This window comes from Marinobacter flavimaris (assembly GCF_045057155.1).
Lineage (GTDB): Bacteria > Pseudomonadota > Gammaproteobacteria > Pseudomonadales > Oleiphilaceae > Marinobacter > Marinobacter manganoxydans.
The window spans coordinates 971,426-992,586 of sequence record NZ_CP171359.1; the positions used below are offsets into that span (position 1 = coordinate 971,426).

At 57.8% G+C, this 21,161-nt stretch carries 16 protein-coding genes; 6 read left to right on the top strand and 10 right to left on the bottom strand.

Going from position 1 to position 21,161, the window contains the following annotated elements:
- Positions 1–13: 13 nt before the first annotated feature.
- The gene (locus tag ACGK9W_RS04555; protein WP_008171996.1) at positions 14–1,027 is read right to left on the bottom strand and encodes a class I fructose-bisphosphate aldolase; all 1,014 of its coding nucleotides are present in this window, start codon (positions 1,025–1,027) and stop codon (positions 14–16) included.
- Positions 1,028–1,189: 162 nt separating this feature from the next.
- Here ACGK9W_RS04555 and ACGK9W_RS04560 point away from each other — a divergent pair, with 162 nt between their 5' ends.
- A complete protein-coding gene (locus ACGK9W_RS04560) occupies positions 1,190–3,268 on the top strand; it encodes a hypothetical protein (protein WP_008171993.1) in 2,079 nt (692 codons plus the stop codon).
- Here the strand turns inward: ACGK9W_RS04560 and ACGK9W_RS04565 are convergent.
- The 4 genes from ACGK9W_RS04565 to ACGK9W_RS04580 all read right to left on the bottom strand — a co-directional run bounded on the left by ACGK9W_RS04565 (position 3,238) and on the right by ACGK9W_RS04580 (position 8,952).
- Positions 3,238–4,797, bottom strand: a complete 1,560-nt coding sequence (locus ACGK9W_RS04565) for a glutamate synthase-related protein (RefSeq protein WP_008171991.1) — start codon at positions 4,795–4,797, stop codon at positions 3,238–3,240. The two genes, ACGK9W_RS04560 and ACGK9W_RS04565, sit on opposite strands and share 31 nt — an antisense overlap.
- Positions 4,798–4,936: 139 nt before the next feature.
- A complete protein-coding gene (locus ACGK9W_RS04570) occupies positions 4,937–7,129 on the bottom strand; it encodes an OsmC domain/YcaO domain-containing protein (RefSeq protein ID WP_008171990.1) in 2,193 nt (730 codons plus the stop codon).
- Positions 7,130–7,222: 93 nt separating this feature from the next.
- Complete coding sequence (locus ACGK9W_RS04575; protein ID WP_008171988.1) at positions 7,223–7,918, bottom strand: aspartate/glutamate racemase family protein; 696 nt, start codon at positions 7,916–7,918, stop codon at positions 7,223–7,225.
- Between the two features lie 14 nt (positions 7,919–7,932).
- A complete protein-coding gene (locus tag ACGK9W_RS04580) occupies positions 7,933–8,952 on the bottom strand; it encodes a sodium:calcium antiporter (protein WP_273083684.1) in 1,020 nt (339 codons plus the stop codon).
- Between the two features lie 289 nt (positions 8,953–9,241).
- Between ACGK9W_RS04580 and ACGK9W_RS04585 the strand changes: the two genes are divergently transcribed.
- Entirely contained in the window at positions 9,242–9,478 is a 237-nt protein-coding gene (locus ACGK9W_RS04585; RefSeq protein ID WP_230706904.1) for a DUF1289 domain-containing protein, read from the top strand.
- A gap of 51 nt (positions 9,479–9,529) precedes the next feature.
- On the opposite strand, the gene ACGK9W_RS04590 is transcribed toward ACGK9W_RS04585, so the two are convergent.
- The 3 genes from ACGK9W_RS04590 to ACGK9W_RS04600 form a co-directional block, all read right to left on the bottom strand.
- Positions 9,530–11,629, bottom strand: coding sequence for a TonB-dependent siderophore receptor (locus tag ACGK9W_RS04590; RefSeq protein ID WP_405419270.1), 2,100 nt, complete (start codon positions 11,627–11,629; stop codon positions 9,530–9,532).
- Between the two features lie 88 nt (positions 11,630–11,717).
- The gene (locus tag ACGK9W_RS04595) at positions 11,718–12,383 is read right to left on the bottom strand and encodes a DNA-3-methyladenine glycosylase I (RefSeq protein WP_405419273.1); all 666 of its coding nucleotides are present in this window, start codon (positions 12,381–12,383) and stop codon (positions 11,718–11,720) included.
- A gap of 13 nt (positions 12,384–12,396) precedes the next feature.
- A complete protein-coding gene (locus ACGK9W_RS04600) occupies positions 12,397–13,521 on the bottom strand; it encodes a hypothetical protein (protein WP_405419276.1) in 1,125 nt (374 codons plus the stop codon).
- A 177-nt stretch (positions 13,522–13,698) separates the two neighbouring features.
- On the opposite strand from ACGK9W_RS04600, the gene ACGK9W_RS04605 reads away from it, so the two are divergent.
- Entirely contained in the window at positions 13,699–14,241 is a 543-nt protein-coding gene (locus ACGK9W_RS04605) for a GNAT family N-acetyltransferase (protein ID WP_405419279.1), read from the top strand.
- A gap of 16 nt (positions 14,242–14,257) precedes the next feature.
- Positions 14,258–15,361, top strand: a complete 1,104-nt coding sequence (locus tag ACGK9W_RS04610) for a histone deacetylase (protein ID WP_405419281.1) — start codon at positions 14,258–14,260, stop codon at positions 15,359–15,361.
- Positions 15,362–15,387: 26 nt separating this feature from the next.
- Here the strand turns inward: ACGK9W_RS04610 and ACGK9W_RS04615 are convergent, their stop codons facing one another.
- The gene (locus ACGK9W_RS04615; protein ID WP_405419284.1) at positions 15,388–16,299 is read right to left on the bottom strand and encodes a histone deacetylase; all 912 of its coding nucleotides are present in this window, start codon (positions 16,297–16,299) and stop codon (positions 15,388–15,390) included.
- Positions 16,300–16,338: 39 nt separating this feature from the next.
- Entirely contained in the window at positions 16,339–17,535 is a 1,197-nt protein-coding gene (locus ACGK9W_RS04620) for a CoA transferase (RefSeq protein ID WP_273083692.1), read from the bottom strand.
- 165 nt (positions 17,536–17,700) lie between these two features.
- Between ACGK9W_RS04620 and ACGK9W_RS04625 the strand changes: the two genes are divergently transcribed.
- Positions 17,701–18,354, top strand: a complete 654-nt coding sequence (locus tag ACGK9W_RS04625; protein ID WP_206076561.1) for an ABC transporter ATP-binding protein — start codon at positions 17,701–17,703, stop codon at positions 18,352–18,354.
- Entirely contained in the window at positions 18,344–20,911 is a 2,568-nt protein-coding gene (locus tag ACGK9W_RS04630; protein WP_053114981.1) for an ABC transporter permease, read from the top strand. The genes ACGK9W_RS04625 and ACGK9W_RS04630 overlap by 11 nt, the downstream gene beginning before the upstream one ends.
- Positions 20,912–21,161 lie beyond the last annotated feature (250 nt).

Below are 21,161 nucleotides of genomic sequence, written 5' to 3' on the forward strand. Positions count from 1 at the left end.
GGGCTGTTGCCGGTCAGTCTTCCATCTCCGGTCGGTAATGGCCCGCGCGAGCGGCACCGTTCAGGCGGGCCCGCTTCAGCATTGCTGCCTGAGCCTCCGGACCATTGTCCAGATTGCCGGCCCAGGCCTTCTGTGCCGGTTCCTGCAAAGCCCGTCCGTAAGAGAAGCTCAACTCCCAGGGCTGCGCGCCCATGCTGTTCATGGCGTTCAGATTGAGAGTGGCTTCTTCCGGTGTCTGGCCGCCCGAGAGGAAGAAAATGCCGGGTACCGCAGCCGGTACCGCCCTGCGAAAAACATCGAGAGTCGCTGTCGCCACGGCTTCCGGGGATGCCTTCGGGCTTTCCTTGCCCGGCGTCACCATGCTGGGTTTGAGGATCATGTATTCCAGTGCCACCTTGTGTCGGTAAAGGGCGTGGAACACCTCCCGAATCACCGCCTCGCTGACTTCCGCGCAGCGCTCGATGGAATGGTTGCCATCAATCAGTACTTCCGGCTCAACGATCGGCACGATACCCAGGGACTGGCAGATCGCCGCATAGCGGGCGAGAACCTCGGCATTCGCCTCGATCGCCTGCCGTGAGGGCAGGGTGTCCGATATATGGAACACATCCCGCCACTTGGCGAACCGGGCCCCCTGGTTTTTGTAGATTTCCAGGCGGTCCTCCAGACCATCCAGGCCAAAGGTGATTTCATCACCGGGGGCATTCACAAGAGGGCCTTTGCCCTTGTCTACCTTGATGCCCGGCACAATTCCTTTGCTGGCCAGCAGCTTTGGCATGGGAACATTATCCAGGCTCTGCTGGCCGAGAGTCTCTTCAAACAGAATGACCCCGCTGATGAATTCTCCGAGCCCGGAAGCCGAGAAAATAAGGCTTCGGTACTCCCGGCGCATATCTTCGCTCGACTCCACGCCAACGGCCTTGAAACGCTTGGCAATGGTCGGGTGGCTTTCATCAGCGGCGAGAATTCCCTTGCCGGGCTGAACCAGTTCCCGGACGGTAGAGTTGAGTTCTTCCTGAATGGTCATGGTGAGCTCCTGGTTGATCCTTGAAAGTCTGATGGTCGTTCGGCCCGCCACTCTATTGTAGACGTTGAATAGCGGTCTGGAATTTGATCTGCGCTAAGGCAGAAACCGATCTCCTGAATTAGGCTGTAAATGATAACAACAGGAAAACGGGAAGACCTGAATATGAAAACCGTTGTCAGCGTCAGCCAGGGATCTGGTGAGTACGATTATGATATCGAGACGTCGTTTCTTGGGCAGCCTTTCCGGATTATCCGGATCGGTACAGACGGCGATCTTTCCCGGGCCGAGGCGGTTCTGGAGTCCGTGCATCCGCAGGCAGATGCCATCGGTCTGAGCATGGTACACGATCATTACGAGGTGGGCCGGGAGCAGCTTGAACACCCGGATACTGCCCGCCTTGAGGCCTGTGTGCCGGATAAGCCGGTAACCACCGGTGCCGGGTTGCGGGCTATCCTGCAGGAATGGGCTGTGCGTCATACCCAGTCTGAGCTCGGGCATTTCTTCGACAATGCCCGGGTGCTCTTTTTGAATGGGCAGGCCGGTTACCGGATTGCCAGGGCCCTTTCCGAACATACCGAGAATCTCTTCTTTGCCGATCCTTACACGGATTTCGGAGTGCCCAGGCTGCTGACTTCCCTGAAACAGCTGGAAACCTATACCTCGCTTACTGCACCCATCATGTTCAGGCCTGCGGCGGTGAAAGCGGTTGAAACCATTCTCCGAACACCGCTGTATCGGTTGGGTGAGAACCTGGTTAAAGGTTCGCTCCATCACGCGGTGTCCGAGGCCCATGTCATCGTGGCCTCGATTGGCGACCTGGAGAATTTCACGGCGAAAGAGCTGGATGGAAAAACCGTGATTACCTCGCGGGTAACGGACGCGGCCATGGACTGGATGCGTTCGCGCAAGGTTGCCATGGTAGTGGATTACAGTCCCTGGCTGGAGGGCCGCCCCGTTGGCGTGAATGTGATGGAGGCGATGATCAGTGCGGCGCTTTCCAGGACGCCGGACCAGTTGGGCCCCGATGACTATCTGGATGTTATTCAGAGCCTGCAGATTGAGCCGCGAATCCTTTACCCGAACGGTTATCGCCGGGTTAACCGGTTTGCGTTTGTCATTCATCCCCTGTCGCAGCAATACCTCACCAAAACACCGCCCCTGGACTGGGTTGCCAACGTATCGCCGCCTGTGGTGATGAACCTGGTGGAAAAGGCCATCGCGTATTCGCCACCGTTCATCTACTCCAAGGTATCCGGAATCCGGTCACCCAATGGCGATGAGGTGGAGGGCTGGCTCATTACCGTTGGTGGCACCCCTCGGGAGATCATGGCCCACGGGCCGGAATTTACCTACGCCCGGTTGCTGCAGGCGGCCAAACTGGCCAAGAAACTCGGCGCCCAGATCATGGGCCTGGGTGCGTTTACCAAGGTCGTGGGTGATGCCGGTATAACGGTGGCCAAGCGGGCGCCGCTGCCGATCACGACCGGCAACAGCTACAGCGCATCCGGTGCCCTGTGGGCGGCCCATGACGCCATGAAGAAAATAGGGCGGGTGAGTATTGGGCCCAGTGGCAAAGCGGCCGGCAAGGCCATGGTGGTGGGCGCTACGGGTGCTATCGGGTCGGTCTGCGCCAGATTGCTGGCCAAGGCAGTGGACGAGATTTATCTGGCGGCACCGGAGCCGGCCAAACTGCTGGCTCTCAAGGAAAGCATCGAACAGGAAACGCCGGGTGCCATCGTACATGTTGCCGGCTCTGCCGAACGCGATCTGGCCGACATGGACATGATCGTGACCGCCACCTCCGGGGCCGGCAAACGTATCCTGGATATCATGAAAGTGAAGCCGGGCTGCGTCATAACCGACGTCGCCCGCCCACTGGATATCCCGGCGGAGGATGTCGCCAAGCGGCCGGATGTGCTGGTGATCGAATCTGGCGAGATTCAGCTACCGGGTGAAGTGCATATGAAAGACATCGGGCTTCCGAAAGGCATTGCCTATGCCTGCCTGGCGGAAACCATCGTGCTTGCTCTGGAAGCGCGTTTCGAGAACTTCACTCTCGGGCGGAATATCGAGTGGGAAAAAGTGCGGGAGATTTACAAGCTGGGGCTGAAGCATGGCATGAAGCTGGCCGCCATTTCCGGGGTGAACGGTGTGTTCACCGAGGAGGACTTCGAACGGGTTCGAGTCCTGGCGGCCAGCGAAGAAGCACCTCAGGCAGAAGGATCAAGCACACCGGCGTAGCGAACGCCGCTGAGCAGGGCCATCTCCCGATGCCAGGTGGACAGGTCATCTATGTTCAGTTTGCTCAGGCTGTCGTGGCCACAGGCTCGTGCCATCACCTGCATCAGTGAGACAGAGGCCTCAAGGAAGTTCCGCAGCTGTTTGGCAGACTGGTCGACGTTCAACCGTTGGCGCAGGTCCTTGTTCTGGGTCGCAATGCCTGCCGGGCAATTGTTGGTGTTACAGATACGGGCTGCAACACAGCCGATGGACTGCATGGCACTGTTGGCAACGGCAATACCGTCAGCGCCCAGCGCCATGGCCTTCACAAAATCGATAGGGACCCGCAGGCCACCGGTAACGATCAATGTGACCCGTCCGCTTGCGCCGCGGTCATCCAGATAGCGCCGCGCACGCGCCAGGGCAGGAATGGTGGGCACACTGATGTGATCACGGAAGATCTCGGGTGCAGCGCCGGTGCCGCCGCCACGGCCGTCGAGAATGATGTAGTCGGCGCCGGCATCCAGGGCGAATTGCACATCCCGCTCGATGTGATTGGCGCTCAGCTTGAAGCCGACGGGAATACCTCCGGTCACTTCCCGAACATGGCTGGCGAAGCGCTGGAAATCCTCAACTGAGCGCAAATCGTCGAAAGTGGGTGGGGAGTTGGCCGGTTCGCCCTCAGGAATATTGCGCACCTCTGAGATCTTGCCGGTGTTCTTGTTGCCCGGCAAATGGCCACCGGTGCCGGTCTTGGCGCCCTGGCCACCCTTGAAGTGAAACGCCTGCACTTTCTTGAGCAATTCTTCCTTGTAACCGAACTTGGCGCTGGCCAGCTCGTAGAAGTATCGGGAATTTTCCTGTTGCTCCTCGGGCAGCATGCCGCCCTCGCCAGAGCAGATGCCGGTGCCGGCTAGCTCGGCGCCACGAGCGAGGGCAATCTTGGCCTCCTCCGACAACGCGCCGAAGCTCATGTCGGAAACGAATAGCGGCATGCTCAGTGTCAGTGGCTTGCGGGCTTCAGGCCCGATTACCAGTTCGGTCGAGACGTCGGCGTCGTCTGCCAGCGGCTTACTGGCCATCTGCGCCACCATCAGTTGGAGGTCGTCCCAGTGGGGCAGGGTGTGGCGGGGCACGCCCATGGCAGTTGTCGGACCATGGTGGCCCATACTGCTCAGCCCCTCACGGGCCAACTGATGAATAAATTCAACGGTGGGTTCTTCTTTGGTGGATTTGGCCTTCGGCGCATCACCGGATTCCTCGTCGCCATCATCGTCTGACTCCGGCGCCTCCTTGCCAACCTGGTCATCGCTGAACTGCTGGTGAGTGCCGTCACAATAAGGCGCGCTTCCGGTCTGTTTACACTGGCACAGAACCGCCTCTTCGTCTTTTTCGGCCTTGAAGACCTTGGGCTTGAACCCCGTATCTCCGTGGGAACCGTCGCAGAACGGCTGGTTGTTGGAACGGCCACAAACGCAGAAGGCGTATTCCTCGCCTTTTTTCAGGCTGACTTTCTTGGGCTTGTTATCAGCGATCACCGGATTGCTCATTGCAAGGCTCCTTGTTTGGCGTATGCCACAAATGTACAAGGGTGTACGGGCATTAAACGCAAATAGGCTACTTGTAATGATCAAGTGTGGATCAGGACTGACCGCGCCGCCAATGCGGCGCGGCTCGCTCGGCGTCCGATTACGGCTGCAGGCCCGCCCTGGCTGCACGCGCCGCGTGCAGCTTCCGGTAGCTCTCGATCAACCGCTGATGCTTCTCCAGCCCATCCAGTTGCATGTTCGTGGCTTCCAGGCCGTGGAAACGAACGCTGCCATCCACTGAGCCAACAACAGCTTCCATGGTTTCCTCGCCGAACATGCGGGTGAAGTTGGTGATGTAGTCGTCCAGCTCCATTTCGTCGTCAAGGGTGACTTCGAGAACCGCATACATGGCTCGGTAGAACAGACCGCGCTCAACGGTGTTGTCGTTGAACTGAAGGAACATGTCGACGAATTCCAGGGCTTCTTCATGCCACTGCAGGGCAAGGCAGATCAGGATCTTCAACTCAAGGATCGTGAGTTGGCCCCAGATGGTGTTTTCATCGAACTCCACGCCGATCAGGGTGATGATCGTCATGTAGTTGTCCAGCTGGCTGGCTTCCAGGCGTTCCACCAGATCGGCCAGTTGCTCATCGTCCAGGCGGTGCAGGTTGAGGATGTCTTCCCGATAGTCCAAAGCCATGTTGGTGTTGTCCATGATCAGGTCTTCCACCGGATACACCTCGGAATAGCCTGGAACCAGGATTCGGCAGACCGGCGCGCCCAGTTCCTCGTAAACGGCGACATACACTTGCTTGCCCAGTTCCTCGAGGATACCGAACAGACACTCGGCTTCCTCGGCGTTGGTGCCGGAAAAATCCCATTCAACGAAATCATAATCGGACCTGGCGCTGAAAAACCGCCAGGACACCACGCCTGTGGAATCGATAAAGTGCTCCACAAAGTTGTTTGGCTCGGTCACTGCCAGGCTGTTGAAGGTGGGCGCCGGCACATCGTTGAGGCCCTCGAAGCTGCGGCCCTGCAGGAGTTCCGTCAGGCTTCGCTCAAGGGCCACTTCAAAGTTCGGGTGAGCGCCGAAAGAGGCGAACACGCCGCCCGTTCGCGGGTTCATCAGGGTAACGCACATTACCGGGAACTGGCCGCCGAGGGAGGCGTCCTTTACCAGAGTCGGGAAACCCTGGGCTTCCAGGGCTTCAATGCCTTCCAGGATGTTCGGGTATTTTTCCAGTACCTCCCGGGGCACGTCCGGAAGGGCAATCTCCTCTTCGATAATCTGCTTCTTTACCGCCCGTTCGAAAATCTCCGACAGACACTGAACCTGTGCTTCGTTCAGGGTATTGCCCGCACTCATGCCGTTGCTGAGAAACAGGTTCTCAATCAGGTTGGAGGGGAAATACACCACCTCGCCATCCGATTTTCGCACGTAGGGCAGGGAGACAATGCCCCGGTCGGCTCTGCCGGAGTTGGTATCAATCAGATTGGAGCCGCCAAGCTCGCCGTCCGGGTTATAGATGGCGAGGCAGTGGTCATCCAGAATGCCTTCCGGCAGCTCGTCGTTGGGGCCCGGCTTGAACCACTTTTCGTTCGGGTAGTGGACGAAGTCGCTGTTGGCGATGTCCTCACCAAAGAACTGATCGTTGTAGAAAAAGTTGCAGCTGAGCCGCTCGATGAATTCGCCCAGGGCAGAGCAAAGGGCGCTTTCCTTGGTGGCACCCTTGCCATTGGTGAAGCACATGGGTGAGGCGGCATCGCGAATGTGCAGGGACCACACGTGAGGCACAATGTTGCGCCAGGAGGCAATCTCGATCTTCATGCCCAGCTCTTCGAGAATGCCAGTCATGTTGGCAATGGTCTGTTCAAGGGGCAGGTCCTTGCCTTCGATAAAGGTCTGGGTGCCGCCTTCCGGCTGGGTCATCAGCAGTGCCTGGGCGTCCGCGTCCAGGTTCTCGACGGTTTCAATCTCGAAGGTCGGGCCGGTCTGGACCACTTTTTTCACGGTGCAGCGGTCGATCGAGCGCAGGATGCCCTGGCGGTCTTTCTCCGAAATGTCCTCGGGCAGCTCCACGGAAATCTTGAAGATCTGGTTGTAGCGATTCTCCGGGTCCACGACGTTGTTCTGGGACAGGCGGATGTTCTCGGTGGGAATGTCCCGCGCGAGACAGTAAACCCGAACAAAGTAGGCCGCACACAGGGCAGAGGACGCCAGGAAGTAATCGAACGGGCTGGGCGCCGAGCCGTCGCCCTTGTAGCGAATCGGCTGGTCCGTTACGACCGTGAAATCGTCAAACTTGGCTTCAAGTCTGAGGTTCTCGAGAAAGTTGACGTTGATTTCCATTGCAGAGAGTCCTGGATCGGAGAATTTGGCGCGCCATGGTTTTTAATGGCGGCCATTATCCAGTTTTTGCAGGCGTTCGTCTTGGTCGGTCTTCTACGGATGATGTAACGCCAGCTCGACGGCCTGAGCTGCGTGAATCTCCGTGGTGTCGTAGAGGGGAACCCCGGTATCCGCCTGCTTGATCAGCAAGCCGATCTCGGTGCAGCCCAGGATCACCGCCTGCGCGCCGCGCTCGGAAAGCGAGCTGACAATATCGAGGTAGATGTCGCGCGAGTCCGGCTTGATCTCTCCCAGGCAAAGCTCCTCGTAGATAACACGATGCACCTCGTCCCGCTGGATTTCATCCGGCGTGAGAACGTCGATACCGGCGGCCTCCAGTCGGTCCCTGTAGAACGCCTGTTCCATGGTAAATCGCGTGCCCAGCAGGCCTACCCGGTTGATTCCATCATTCTTCAGCACCTGAGCTGTGGCATCTGCTATGTGTAGCAACGGGATCTCGATCGCCTGTTCAATTTCAGGAGCAACCTTGTGCATAGTGTTGGTGCCGATCACCAGGAAATCCGCGCCGGCCCTCTGCAATGACAAGGCGGCGTCGGAAAGAATGTCGGCAGTAGCGGGCCAATCACCTTTGTGTTGAAGCGCTTCGATCTCGGCGAAATCCACGCTGAAGAGCACCAGCTTCGCCGAATGCAGCCCGCCCAGTCGGCCTTTGACCCCCTCGTTGAGGAGTCGGTAGTAGGTTTGGGTGGATTCCCAGCTCATGCCGCCGAGAAGGCCAATCGTTTTCATGGGTAATCTCCTTATTATCCGCTAATTGTCACGATAATCAGCGCCACTGCATAGACCGAGAGCATCAGGGCGCTTTCAAACCCGATCTTGCCAATTCCATAGCGTTGGCGCCGGACCATTCCCATTAACAACGTGGCTGTCATCAGTATGCTGACAAGCCCCCAGGTCATCTGTATCGGGGTAATGTCGTGATAGATGGAACCGCCAGGGTAGCCCACATCGGCTGAAGCGATCACCAGCATATTAAAACAGTTGGTGCCGAATATATTGCTTACCGCCAGGGTCAGCGCGTTCCTGCGGATGGCAGCAATGGTGGTGACCAGCTCGGGTGAGGAGGTAGCGAGCGCGGTAAACAGGCCGCCAATCAGGGTATCGGACAGGCCCGTTTCATCGCTGATTACCTTGGCCCCCTCCATCAAAACCCAGCCGGCGACGCCTGTAATTGCGGCCAGAATAATAAAGCTGACCCAGGCCTGGACAAGGCCACCGCGAAGATAATGGTCAGGCTTGTCGGGAACGGTTTGGCGGGTCAGTCGGGGAAACCACATGGGTTTACTGTCTGTTTTGCGAACCAGGTGAAGCCCGAAAAGATACGCTGCCGTAATCACGGGAGTGATTGGGTGAATGCCCCATATGGAAACCGGTGGGCTGGCAATCGCCAGGAGTGGCAAGGTGAGCAAAACGATCAACAACGCAGCCAGCATAAGGTTGGTGGACGATGCAGCCGCGTGCTCCAGGTTGGCTTTCCGGTACATGATGTCGGCAATGCCCAGAAACACCAGGTTCGCAGCCATGCTGCCCATGACATTGCTCATGGCCAGATCCGGCCTTGAATCCAGCGCAGCGCTGAGGGTGGCGGCGAAGTCCGGTAGTGACGTTACTCCAGCCAGCAGAAAGATCCCGAACAACGCCTCTCCAAGGCCCGTTCGATCGGCCAGCTCATCCGCCACCCGGGCAAGCCGGCTGCCAGCTGTCACAATAACGACGGATGCGATGGCAAAAGCGATGATCCCGGTAGTCAGTGATGGAAACACTCAAGGCCCCAGACTGTTGTGATTGCATGAATTTCTTACGGTAACTATAGCGGCCCGGGAATGGCCAGGGCGGATATCGATGCCCGCAGAAGTATTCTGGCTTCTATATTGGCTGCAGGAAGCACCGGTAACAGGTTCAGAGCAAATCGGAAAATGGTCGGTCCCTGGATTTTCTTCGGTGAGATGGGCCTGTTTCGGTTTTCCACTGATGCCACGCCTTGTATCCAGGTGTCGATGTCTACAGTGTTAAGTAGAGCCACTTCTCAAAGAAGGAGGGGAGCCAGTATCCATGGAGCCCGTCACCAAGAAACCCTGTATCGACGTCTGCGAGTTCAACAAGAAGGCCATCTGCAAAGCCTGCGGCCGAACCCGTCAGGAGAAGAAAGAGTGGAAACAGCTGTCACCGGAACAGAAGCAGGCGATCTGGACACGTATTTTGGAGTCTCACGGCTCGGGTAAAGGAAAGAATCCCAAGGCATTGCGCGAGTTGTACGAGAAGGCCAAAAAGAAGAAAAAGAAGAGCTGATCGCCGCGGAAATGTTCGGGTTGCGGCGATCAGAGACCTCAGGGTGAAGTGTTAGAAACGATACTTGGCGTTTGCGTTCACAGTGCGCCGCTCGCCGTATCCGCAGTCTGCACCTTCGGAGCGGCACCAGGTGATGTACTCGTCATCGGCCAGGTTTTTGGCATCTACGGTGAAGTCCCAGTTCTGCCAGGTGTAGCCAATCATGGCGTCGTAGAGGGTAACGGAAGGAACGACGGGCCCGCCTCCTGAGCCAACGTTGTCACCCACGTAGCGCACCCCGGCACCGACCCGCCAGTTGTTGGCGATGTAGAGCTGGTTCCACCAGGAAGCCTGACGCTCGGCCACATAGGGGAGCCGGTTGCCAGAGGCGTCATCCCTGGCATTCAGATCGGTGTAGGCCAGTTGGGTTTCGAAACGCTGCCACCGCTTGTTCACCTGCAGCTCCCAGCCGTCGATCACCGCGCCGGTCTGCTCAACACCTCCGGGGGTGCTGCCGTCGCTGATCCGGTTCTCCTGGGTAATATCGAAGTAGGCTGCAGTAATGCCAAGGGACTGGTCCTGGGACACGTACTTCACGCCCGCTTCCTGTTGGTCGCCGGTGGTGGGTTCCAGTGTGTTGGCCGCGGCGGTGCCATCGGTACCGAGGTTCATGCTGAAGGCTTCAGCGTAGCTGATGTACGGGGAGATCCCGTTTTCGAATCGGTACATCAAGCCCGCCCGACCAGTGGTGGCCTCCTCGTCGCTGACGGTATCTGATCCGGAGACGGCCAGGCGGCGGTTCTCGGCCCAGTCGTGGCGAAGGCCGGCCGACACGACGACGTTGCCGATCTCGATGTGATCGGCAATGTAGAGGCCGATTTGCTCAATCTCGTTGTCCGGCCGGTCGGTCGGATTGATGGCACCGTCGTTCAGGTTGCCGTACTGTGGATCATATACATCGAAGGTGCCACCCAGGCCATAACCGTAAAAGTAATTGTCCTGTTTCCAGAGCGCGTCCTGGCGGTCGGCGCCGATAATCAGACGATGGCGGGTCATGCCCAGCTCAACATCACCCTCAAGGCGAGCGTCCATGTTGAAAATGCGGGTTTCAGCATCTGCCGTGTAAATGGTACGCGGCACTTCGCCATTGGCGTCGGGAACGCTTGGAATGGTTATCCAGTGTTCGCGGTTTTCGGTACTGGAGCGGCTGTAGCGAGCAGTGGCGGAAAGCGCCCAGTTGGTATTCAGTTGATGATCAACAAACAGGGTAGCTTCGGTCTTCTCCCGATCATAACGATCCCATCCTGGCTCCCCAACGAATCGCTCAGAGCCGATAAACCCTTGCGATCCTGGCTCCAGGGTGCCGGCCTGTGGCAGGAACTGAGCGGATACCTGGCCTTTGTTCTCCTGGCGGTTGAGGAGCAGGGTAACGCTTGTGTCATCGGTTGCGCGCCAGGTCAGGGAAGGGGCGAGCACGTAGCCATCGTCTTCCACATAATCCACCTGGGTGTCACTATCGCGTCCCAGTGCGATAAAACGGTACAGCAAATCACCGCTCTCGTTGACGGGGCCGGTTACATCCACGGCCAGCTGCTTACGATTAAACGTGCCGTACTGGGCCCAGATCTCGCCGCCCTGTTCCTCTTCCGGGAGCTTGGATACCCCATTGATGATGCCGCCCAGGTCACTCTGTCCATAAAGCATGGACGAGGGGCCTTTGAGCACTTCGATGCTCTCGAGTGCGTACACATTGGTGCGCACGGTGTTGTAGGAACCGTAGATCTGACGCAGACCATCCAGATAGCGCCCGGCATCAACACCACGAACTTTTGCAGAATCGATTCGGGTGTCAAAACCAAAGTTGCCTGCGTAGACCCCCGGTGTGTAGAGCAGGGCATCCTGTATGTTCTTGGCTCCGAAATCTTCGATGAAGCTGCGATCGACGATTGAGACCGAATAGGGTTGCTCTTCAACCGGAACGTTCAGTTTTCCAACGGCCGGCGTTTTTTCCAGAGGCATATAGTCCGGAGCGGTAATCGCATCAGAAACCACATCGAGAGCTTCGAGTGTGGTCGCGTCGTTGGTTTGCGATTGCGCCATGGCCAGAGAGCTTGCGCCGAGGAGTGAAACCAGTGCTGCAGAGCTGCAGCGTCGGGAGCGAATGACTATCATACAAAAATACGCCTCCGTTGTTAATGCGGATGCGAATGATAACAATTATCATTAAATAAACAAGAGGTAATGAAATCGCGTGACAAGATCAGTCGATAGTAAACGAGAGGATTCTCGAGAGGTGGCTGTAGGGCAGGCCACTCTCCTCATGCCAGAGATTAAACGCTTCCTGCGCCTGCATCAGCCCTTTCTTGCTGGTGGGTGAGGCATCCAAAACCTCTTCCCTATGCAGCGCGGCAATAACATCCCGTGAAAGGATAAAGCCGTCCCAACCCACTCGCCGCAAAAAGTACTGGGCGCTGTTGCCACCGAGCCTCGCTCCGTTGCGTTTAAGCCACATCAGCAGGCCGGCCTGGTCACTGCTGGGCCAATCGGCGAGGAACTTGCCAAAGCTGCCGTGTTCCCGGGAGGCATCGACAATCATCCGCGCATTTTCGGGAACGGTCTGAATTTTCTGAGCGTTCCTGACGATGCGTTCGTCGCCCGCCAAACGCTCAAGCACTTCGGGAGGAACCTGCTGCCAGTAAAGCGGTACAAAACCTTCGAACGCCTCTTCAAACTTCGGCCATTTGTTTTCGATCACCCGCCAGACGAAACCGGCCTTGAAGATGCACCGGGTGATTTCTGAAAGGTATCGATCGTCCCCGAGAGCTTCCAGTTCTTGAGGGCTAGCCACTCTGGGCAGCCGTGCGCGAACTTCACTTTCTCCGCCTTTTTGGAGAACGGCCTGTTCATAGATGCGGGAAAAGGACATAGCGGTCTCTGAATCACTCCAGTCTGTTAAGGGATTTTCTCCGGCCAATGTGCGACAGGCCAGTAATCAGGGTTCCGAGCAACCCGAGGGCGGGGCGTACAATCAACCGGAATACCCAACTGCCGATGTACAACGCGGGCAGCAGTATCAGAATCCATCCGAGAAACTGCACCAGCTTTACCGGGTAGCCCAGCACTTCCGCTACCTCTGCCAGGAAGTCGTTGATGATACCGGGGTGTGTGACCACCAGGTAGCCGACGCCAATCACGGCGGGCCATTTTGCGTAGCGGGCGGTCGTCATCAACATGCGTCCACCGGTGCTAAGGCGAGCAGCCAGTGCGGCGGACCGGGTGCCCCTGGCAGCGCCTCTGGAAGAAACAGCAACGGCCCGTCCCACCCGAAGTACTTTCAAGGCGCTGGCAAAAACCAGCACATCCACGGAAGCCCAGCCAATATCGGCGGCGGATATATCGTCACCTGTGCGGTGCTGAATCTCGAGATTGCGAATGCCACTGGCGAAAAACTGATTGATGTTCTCCAGCACCCGTTCCGTTCGAACCCAGATGATTTCGCCCTGATCGTTCACAACAAACTGACCCAGGAAGTCGTGTCCTTCTTCCTGGATAAATCGCACGGCGTACCACCCGCGCTCTTCCCGAGTCAGCTTCTCCTTTCTGGGCGTGCTTTGCTGGGGGGCTGCATTGGTGTCTGTTTTTCCGCTCCCGGTAAAGAACTCTACGGTCGCCTGGTATTGAGTGGCAAGATCGTTCATCAGCTCGATCGAGCCAATCGGGTTGCTCAGGAAATAGTGGATCGGCGGAAGAATGTTTTCGCCATACAGCCGGAGAATATCCCGGAATTCCGGTTCGGGACCATATAGGGGAAATACTTCGCGTGTCATCGCCGGGTATCGCAAATACGCTGCCCGGGCCTTCAGTAGCAGCAGTTCGTCGTCTGCCATATCCAGCAAGGCTGCCTGAACTTCCAGTGGCTCTTTCTCGATCCGGGGGAATTCCCGGAGAGTATTTTCCGCCTGAATCTGGATCAGCCGCTCTTCAATCAGCATGGGCCGGGATGTGACCGTCGACAACAATGCAACGATCACCGAAATCCCCAGAATCAACAGGAGTTTTCTCATCGAAACTTACCCCGGGCAGGAATGAGTCAAAGAACCGTGTAGGGGTTGCCGCTTTTGTAGCTCGATCAACCAGCGACTACGCTTTGGAGAGTAGCGCAAATGTATACGCCCCGAAAATGCAGATCATTCCGGGATTGGGCTGGCATGCTTTTGGCGAAGGTCGAACTGGAGTTGCAAGTGGCGGTAAATCAAGCGAAGCGTGGATTTGTGATCAGAGAGGCCCGGGAAGAGGATCTGCCCGAGATGGTGGGCTTCCTCGCCAAACTGGCCCTGCATGTTTCGGGCGCACCCCCTCATGAGCTCAAGGAAAGCGAGCGTAAACGGCTTCTGCGAACGTTGCACTCCTCGCTGGACGACCCCAACAAACTGTTGCTTGTGGCGGAAAGTAAGAACTCGGCTCTCGTGGGCATGGGTTATGTTTATATCTGGAGAAGCCAGGGCATCTGGGAGCAGTCGGAAGCGGCAGAATTCAAGTCCGGCGTTATTGATGATATCTGGGTAGAGCCGGACTTCCGGGGGCTTGGTATCCTGAAGGCACTGTTGCGGGATCTTGTCAATTTCGCGGAGGAGCATCACGCCTCGGAGCTGATCCTCGAATACTCTGCTTCAAACAAGGAAGCCAAGGCTGCCTGGACCAAGCTGGGTTTCAAACCGACTGGGGTTCGCGCGGCGGCATTCACCTCGGTGGTTAAGCAGGCGCTGGCGGAATCACAAGGATAAGAAAAGGAAACAGGCCATGATCGGCGATCGCAGTGTGAATGTGTTTTACGATGAGATCATGCTCGGGCATAACCCCGAGGTGGATCTTCCGTTCATGCCCAGCCGGGTGGAAAAGCGAGTGCGATCCATTCTTCAGGGCTTGGATTTCAAATGGAGCTATCCGGAGCACCCCGGGCGGATCAGCGCCATCAAGGAGTATCTGGATGAAAACCCTGTGGCAGGTACTCAATTCAAATCGGGTGCGGCTGCCGCAACCTACGATCAGCTGGCCCGGGTACACACCACCTCCTACCTTGACCACATCTTCTCACTGGACGGGAAACGGGCGTGGCTTGATAAAGACACTACGGCGGTGTCACCCGACAGCATCAAAGCAGCCACGGCTGCGGCCGGCAACGCCATTGCCGCCGTTGAAAGCGTTGTGAAAGGGGAGTGTGACAGCGCGTTTGCCCTGATCCGCCCGCCCGGCCATCATGCGGAACCGGTTCGGGCACGGGGATTCTGCCTGCTCAATAATGTGGCCATTGCTGCGGCCCATGCCCAGGCCAAACTCGGCTGTGAGAAGATTCTGATCATCGATTGGGATGCCCATCATGGCAACGGTACCCAGGACATTTTCTGGGCAGACCCCGATGTCCTGTTTTTCGATACCCACTGCGCGGCGCCATTCTATCCCGGATCCGGTCACCTGGAAGAGATCGGTGATGGACTGGGGGAGGGCTACACCATAAACGTGCCACTGCCGGAGACGGCTGGCGACGTTGCCTTTGAGAAAGTGTTCCGGGAGATCCTGATGCCGGCGGCGGATTACTTCAAGCCGGATCTGGTGCTGGTCTCTGCCGGCTTTGATCCGCACAGAAACGACATGGCCCTGAACCTCACTTACGATGGCTTCAAAGTAATCACGGGCATTGTCCAGGCGATTGCCGACAAACACTGTGAGGGACGGTTAGCGCTGGTTCTGGAAGGTGGCTACAGCCTGAGTTCGCTGTCCAAGGGGGTGCACGCCGTGCTCGAAGTGCTGGCCGGAGGGAAGGTGCCGGAAGTTCATGAGATCGGCGTGCCGGAGGCCGAGGAGGCAGCTGAGTTCCATCGGTCTGCCTTCAGTGATGAGGACTGAGCCCGCTTTGAACACGAGTAACACTGTTAGCTGGTTGAAAACACCCGGCTGGCGGCTTCCACAACAATCCCATGCCGCTTGGCCAGTTTCACCCGGTCATCATCGTAGCCGCCGCCAATCACCGTCGCTACCGGAATGTCCCGACGTTTCAATTCACTGAGCAACTGAAAGTCCCGCTCAAAAATTCCCTGTTCGGAAATGTTTAGCCGGCCGAGGGGGTCATCCCTGAATACATCCACGCCTGCGTCATAGAGCGCGATATCCGGCCGCGATAACGCCAGTGCTTTGTGCAGCGTTTCGCTGACAACCTCAAGATAGGCCCCGTCTTCGAGGCCATCCGGTAAGGCGACATCGAGATCGCTCATCTTTTTCTCGAACGGGTAGTTGCGCTCACAGTGAATCGAGCAGGTAAAGGCATTCGGCTCATTCGCCAACAAAGCAGCGGTACCATCACCCTGATGCACATCCACATCGAAGATAAGCACACGTTCAATGCCCTCCTGTTGCAACAGCACATTGGCGGCGATCGCCAGATCGTTGAGGATGCAGAAGCCGGCGGCGTAATCGTAATGGGCATGATGGGTACCACCGGCCAGGTGACAGGCAATGCCATGCTGAAGGGCCAACTGCGCTGTCAGAACCGTGCCTGAAGGAGCCAGGAAAGTGCGTCGGACGAGGCCCTTGCTCCAGGGCAGATTCATCTGCCGTTTCTCCCGCGCCGAGAGTTGATCGCCGGCGAAACGGGCGAGGTAATCCGGGCAGTGGGTACGGGTCAGCCACGCCTGCCGGCATGGGGCAGGGCGAAAGCTATTGGCTTGAGTGAGAAGCCCTCTCGAGCGGGCGTAATCGGCAAGGAGCCCGAATTTTTCCATGGGAAATCGGTGCTTTGCCGGGAATGGGAAGCTGTAGTCTGGATGGTGAACCACGGGTACGGGCATTTGATCGTCCGGCTGCAGTGGATTTGTGACGTCAGAATGTTATTTGGCAGGCACGGCTGCGATGCCAGAATCACACATCGACTGGATTTCTTCGGCGGAATACCCGCACTCTGCCAGCAGTTCGCCGGTTTGCTCGCCGAGGCGCGGAGCTCCCTGCCAGTGCTGCTCCGGTGCGGCCGAGAATCGCGATGGGGCCCTGGCCTGGCGCAGTCGGCCAGCCTGGGGGTGGTCGTAGTGTGAGAGCAGATCGTTGGCCAGCACCTGGGGATGGTCGAGCACCTGAGTGCGGGTCAACACCGGGGCACAGGGCACTTGTTCGGCTTCAAGCCTTGCCAGCCAGTGTTCGGCCGTATCGGTTTTGATGACCGACTGGATCAGCTCCAGCCTCGCATCAATATTCTCCTGGCGCAGCCGGGCAGTCAGGAACCTTGGATCCTCCGCCCACTCCGGGCGGTCCACAGCACGAATAAGGGCTTGCCACTCTCGATCGCTCTGAACCGCAATGGTGATGTAGCCGGTTGTGGTCTCATAGATGAGATCCTGAAGGCTCGCAGCCTCCTGCTGTGGCACCTCACTGTGAACAAAGGTCTGGCTGCCCATGTCGGAGCTCCAGAGAAACGCGATGATCGCGTCCAGCATGGACAGCCGGACATGCTGGCTTTCCCCGGTGCGTTCCCGGGCGAACAGAGCCGCGGTAATCGCCTGGGCTGCGGTTACACCGGTGAGCTTGTCGGGCAGGATGGTCCTAACCAGTTGCGGACGCAATTCATCGGCGCCGGCCTGCACGGTGGCCAATCCGGAGAGGCCCTGGATCAGCGGATCGTAAACCGGTCGCTGGGAATAGGGGCCGGTATCACCGAAGCCACTGATTGATACCATCACGAGATTCGGGGCCACCTTGCGCAGCTTCTCCTCGCCAAGTCCCATCCGCTCAATGACGCCCGGCCGGAAGTTCTGCACAAAGACATCGGCCGACGCCACCAGTCGAAGCAGCGCGTCGCGTCCTGCCTTTTCTTTCAGGTTCAGTGCCACTGATTTCTTGTTGCGGTTGTTGTTGAGGTACAGCGCCGACATATCGCCCTGCCGATTGGCCGCGGAGCGAGTAAAGTCTCCACCCGCCGGATTCTCGATCTTGATAACCTCGGCACCCTGATCCGCCAGTATCATGGTCGCGAGAGGCCCGGAAATCATGGCTGTCAGATCGATAATGCGGATGCCATCGAGCGGTCCGGTCATGGTCAGGACTCCTGTTTTTCCTTGGAGGCGCCAAAAAACGTGAGTGCGCCACTCTTAAAAAGGGTTCGTACTCTAAACTTTATGCGGATGCCGATCATTTACCAGTACGCAACAGAGCAGGAAATTCATCAAACCAGAGGAGCGCCAGTGTCCACCAGTGTTGAAATGACCGACATTTTTCTCGAGTACCCCACAGAGTCCGGCAAGGTTGCTGTACTCAAAAATGCCTCCCTCATGGTGCCCCCGGGAGAAACACTGGCAATCACAGGCCCCTCTGGTAGCGGGAAAACGTCCCTGCTTTTGTTGCTCTCCGGCCTGCAGCGACCGACCAGTGGTGAAATTCTGGTCGGCGATCAACGCCTGGGCGACATGGACGCCAATGCTCTGGCCGACTGGCGAAGTGAGCACCTTGGCATTATTTTCCAGTCCTTTCACCTGCTGCCTGGCCTCACGGCCCTGGGAAACGTGAGTCTGCCGCTTGAGATTGCCGGCGAGGCCAGGCCGCGGGAACGAGCTCTCGCCATGTTGGAGGCAGTTGGTCTCAGCCATCGGCTGCAGCACTACCCGGGGCAGCTCTCTGGCGGCGAGCAGCAACGGGTAGCGATCGCGCGGGCTCTGGTTCATCAGCCAAGCCTGTTGTTGGGGGATGAGCCCACAGGCAATCTGGACCACGAAACCGGTGAGAAAGTGCTCTCTCTGCTGTTCGACTTGCACAAGGACAGCAAATCCACGCTGGTACTGGTGACTCACGACGAGCGCGTTGCCGAGCGTTGTCAGCACAGGGTCCGGATGGACGGTGGGCGTCTTTATGCCTCCTGAACGCTCCACAAACCCGCTCTGGATGCTCCGATTCGCGATCACCGACCTGCGGTCACGTATCTCTGCATTGAAGATTTTCCTGGCCTGCCTGATTCTCGGCGTTACCCTTGTGGCTGCGACAGCCAGCCTCTACCGGGTGATCGAGCAAAGCTTGCTGGCGGATACCCGCGCTCTGCTCGGTGGCGATGTGGAGCTGGATACCAGCGAGCCGCTGCCCGATGATGCGCTCGAATGGATTCGGGCTACCGGCAAAATTTCACTGGTTCGGGAATTCGATACCATCGTCAGCGGAAGCGGCGGCGACGGCTTCTTCCGGGCGGAGATACTGGTTCCGGATGCTCTCTATCCCCTCTACGGCGAGCTGGAGCTAACGCCGGATGAATCTCTGGGGGCGCTTACAGACCAGAAGGAAGGGCAGTGGGGGGCTATCATCGATCCTTTGCTGGCCGAACGCCTGGGCCAGTCGGTGGGTGACCAGATTGAGATTGGCGCCGCCACCTTTCGAATCAGCGGCCTTATCGAGAAGCAACCGGATCGGAGCCTGAACGCCAATTGGCGAGGTCTGCCGATCATGATTTCCGAGCAGGCCGTGGAGGCAACCGGTTTGATTCGCCCGGGTAGCCGCGTGGATTACGAATACCGGGTACAAACCGAACAGAATCTCGACACCTGGCTTGAGGAATTCGAGCAGGCATTCCCGGATGCGCGATGGGAAATCACTACGTTTGCCGAGCGCAGCGAACGGATTTCCGAGCGTCTGGACCAGATTGCCACAGCACTCATCCTTATCGCTTTCACTACATTATTCATCGGTGGCCTCGGCGTTGCCAACAGCATCCACGCCTACCTCGATGAAAAGCTGGGCACAATTGCCACCTTGCAAACACTTGGCCTGCGTCGCAAACCGCTTGTCGGCATATACCTCCTGCAGATTGGTGTATTGGGCAGCCTTGCAGGGCTTATTGGCGGTAGTATCGGGCTGGGGCTTTCCGCCCTGGCGATCAGCCTGGCGGGCGATGCCTTTGCTCTGGCGGGGCCCGATGGGGCCGTCGGTTGGTTGTCCTTGTGGTTGGTTCCCTTGCTGCTGAGCTGGCTGTTCGCTGTTCTGACTGCTTACGTGTTTGCACTGCCGGCACTCGCTCGAGCCCTGGCTGCTGCGCCGGCCGGGCTTTTCCGGGGACAGGTCGAGGCGGCTCCAAACGAGCCTCGCAGCTGGCGGATCGCCAGCTATCTGCTGCTGGCCGTTTACATCGGCGCTACTCTGTTCTGGCTCCCATCGCCTCATCTGGGCTTTCTGTTCCTGCTGGCGGTTACGCTGCTTTGGGGCCTCCTGGAAGGTTTGATCAAGGGGTTGCGCCGTGGAGCCAAAGCCCTGGAAAACGGCGGTTTTGCCGACCGCAGGTTTGCCCGGCGGTTGGCCCTGGCCAATCTGCACCGGCCGGATTCGCCGCTCCGGGCAACCCTGCTGTCACTGGGTACCGCACTGACGCTTGTGGTGGCCTGCACGTTGATGGTTACCACGCTCCTGAGGGCGCTTGAAACCACCATACCGGAACAGTCTCCGGCGCTAATCCTCTATGAAGTGTTCCCGGACCAGATGGAACCGCTGCAAAACGGCCTGGAAGCGTTGGATGCTTCCAGCCGCGTCGAGTTGCTCCCGATGGTCCGATCCCGTCTGGACACTATTAACCAGAAGCCGATTGCGGAGGTTCTCGCCGATAACGCCGAAGCTCGGCGAGAAGCCATGGGAGATGAATACAAACTGAGTTATCTCTCGGGAAACCCCGAAGCACTGGAACTGGTGGAGGGCAACTGGTGGGAATCGCCGGCCCCCGAGGGGGAGCCCGCTTACATGGCCATGGAGGATCGGGAGGCTTACCAGCTTGGACTGGGGGTGGGCGACCAGCTCACCTTTACTGCACAGGATAAGAGCATCGACGTCGAAATCCGTGCAATTTACCGGCAAAAAGGGCTGCAGACCCGATTCTGGTTCGAGGGCATATTGCAGCAAGGCGCACTGGACGACTTGATCAGCCTTTACGTTGGTGCGGTCTACCAAAGCGATGAGGCGGCCAGGGAATCCCAGCAATGGCTGGCACAGACCATCCCCAATGTAATCACGCTGCGCACCGCTGACTGGCTGGAAACCGCAGGCGATCTGCTGAACAAGGCAGCCGCGGGCCTGGCGGCTGTGGCATCGGTCAGTCTTCTCGCCAGCCTGCTTGTGCTTTCCAGCGTGGTCAGTGTCAGCCGCAGGCGGCAGCTTTACGAGGCCAACCTGTTGCACTGCCTTGGCGCCCGTCACGGAGCGATCCGCCAATCCATGCTGCTGGAAACCGGTTTGCTGACCTTTCTGGCAACGGTTTTCGCGACAGCGCTTGGTGCGCTAATTGCTTTACCTGTAGCTGACCTGGCCCTGAAGCTGCCGGCAGGCGATTTATGGTGGATTGGGACACTGGTTGCCGGAGGTGTCAGTTCGCTGGCGCTGCTGGGTGGACTCCTGCCCACGCTCAGGGCAATGCGGTTAAACCCCGCGGTGTTGCTCAGAGACCGTTAAAATGGCCTGCTATCGTAATAAATTCGTCTTTTTGATTAAGGAGGTGTAAACATCAGTTAAATCATAGACCTAAGAATATGAAAAATGACTGTTTGTTCGTTTTTTGGCCGCTATCACGAGTTGCAGGCTCAAAAAATCCGGTTATATTGAGGAAATTAAGGAAAATTGCCTACCAAATGGCAAATTTCAAAAATTTTCACTAAATAATCTACGGTAGTATTTTTACGTATGCTTTTTGCACATAACTCCT

Coding starts and splice junctions, on each gene's coding strand:
- ACGK9W_RS04575 (WP_008171988.1), bottom strand. CDS start 7,918: ATGAAAACGATTGGCCTTCTCGGCGGCATGAGCTGGGAATCCACCCAA.
- ACGK9W_RS04560 (WP_008171993.1), top strand. CDS start 1,190: ATGAAAACCGTTGTCAGCGTCAGCCAGGGATCTGGTGAGTACGATTAT.
- ACGK9W_RS04630 (WP_053114981.1), top strand. CDS start 18,344: ATGCCTCCTGAACGCTCCACAAACCCGCTCTGGATGCTCCGATTCGCG.
- ACGK9W_RS04570 (WP_008171990.1), bottom strand. CDS start 7,129: ATGGAAATCAACGTCAACTTTCTCGAGAACCTCAGACTTGAAGCCAAG.
- ACGK9W_RS04620 (WP_273083692.1), bottom strand. CDS start 17,535: ATGACCGGACCGCTCGATGGCATCCGCATTATCGATCTGACAGCCATG.
- ACGK9W_RS04565 (WP_008171991.1), bottom strand. CDS start 4,797: ATGAGCAATCCGGTGATCGCTGATAACAAGCCCAAGAAAGTCAGCCTG.
- ACGK9W_RS04590 (WP_405419270.1), bottom strand. CDS start 11,629: ATGATAGTCATTCGCTCCCGACGCTGCAGCTCTGCAGCACTGGTTTCA.
- ACGK9W_RS04585 (WP_230706904.1), top strand. CDS start 9,242: ATGGAGCCCGTCACCAAGAAACCCTGTATCGACGTCTGCGAGTTCAAC.
- ACGK9W_RS04600 (WP_405419276.1), bottom strand. CDS start 13,521: ATGAGAAAACTCCTGTTGATTCTGGGGATTTCGGTGATCGTTGCATTG.
- ACGK9W_RS04555 (WP_008171996.1), bottom strand. CDS start 1,027: ATGACCATTCAGGAAGAACTCAACTCTACCGTCCGGGAACTGGTTCAG.
- ACGK9W_RS04615 (WP_405419284.1), bottom strand. CDS start 16,299: ATGCCCGTACCCGTGGTTCACCATCCAGACTACAGCTTCCCATTCCCG.
- ACGK9W_RS04595 (WP_405419273.1), bottom strand. CDS start 12,383: ATGTCCTTTTCCCGCATCTATGAACAGGCCGTTCTCCAAAAAGGCGGA.
- ACGK9W_RS04610 (WP_405419281.1), top strand. CDS start 14,258: ATGATCGGCGATCGCAGTGTGAATGTGTTTTACGATGAGATCATGCTC.
- ACGK9W_RS04625 (WP_206076561.1), top strand. CDS start 17,701: ATGACCGACATTTTTCTCGAGTACCCCACAGAGTCCGGCAAGGTTGCT.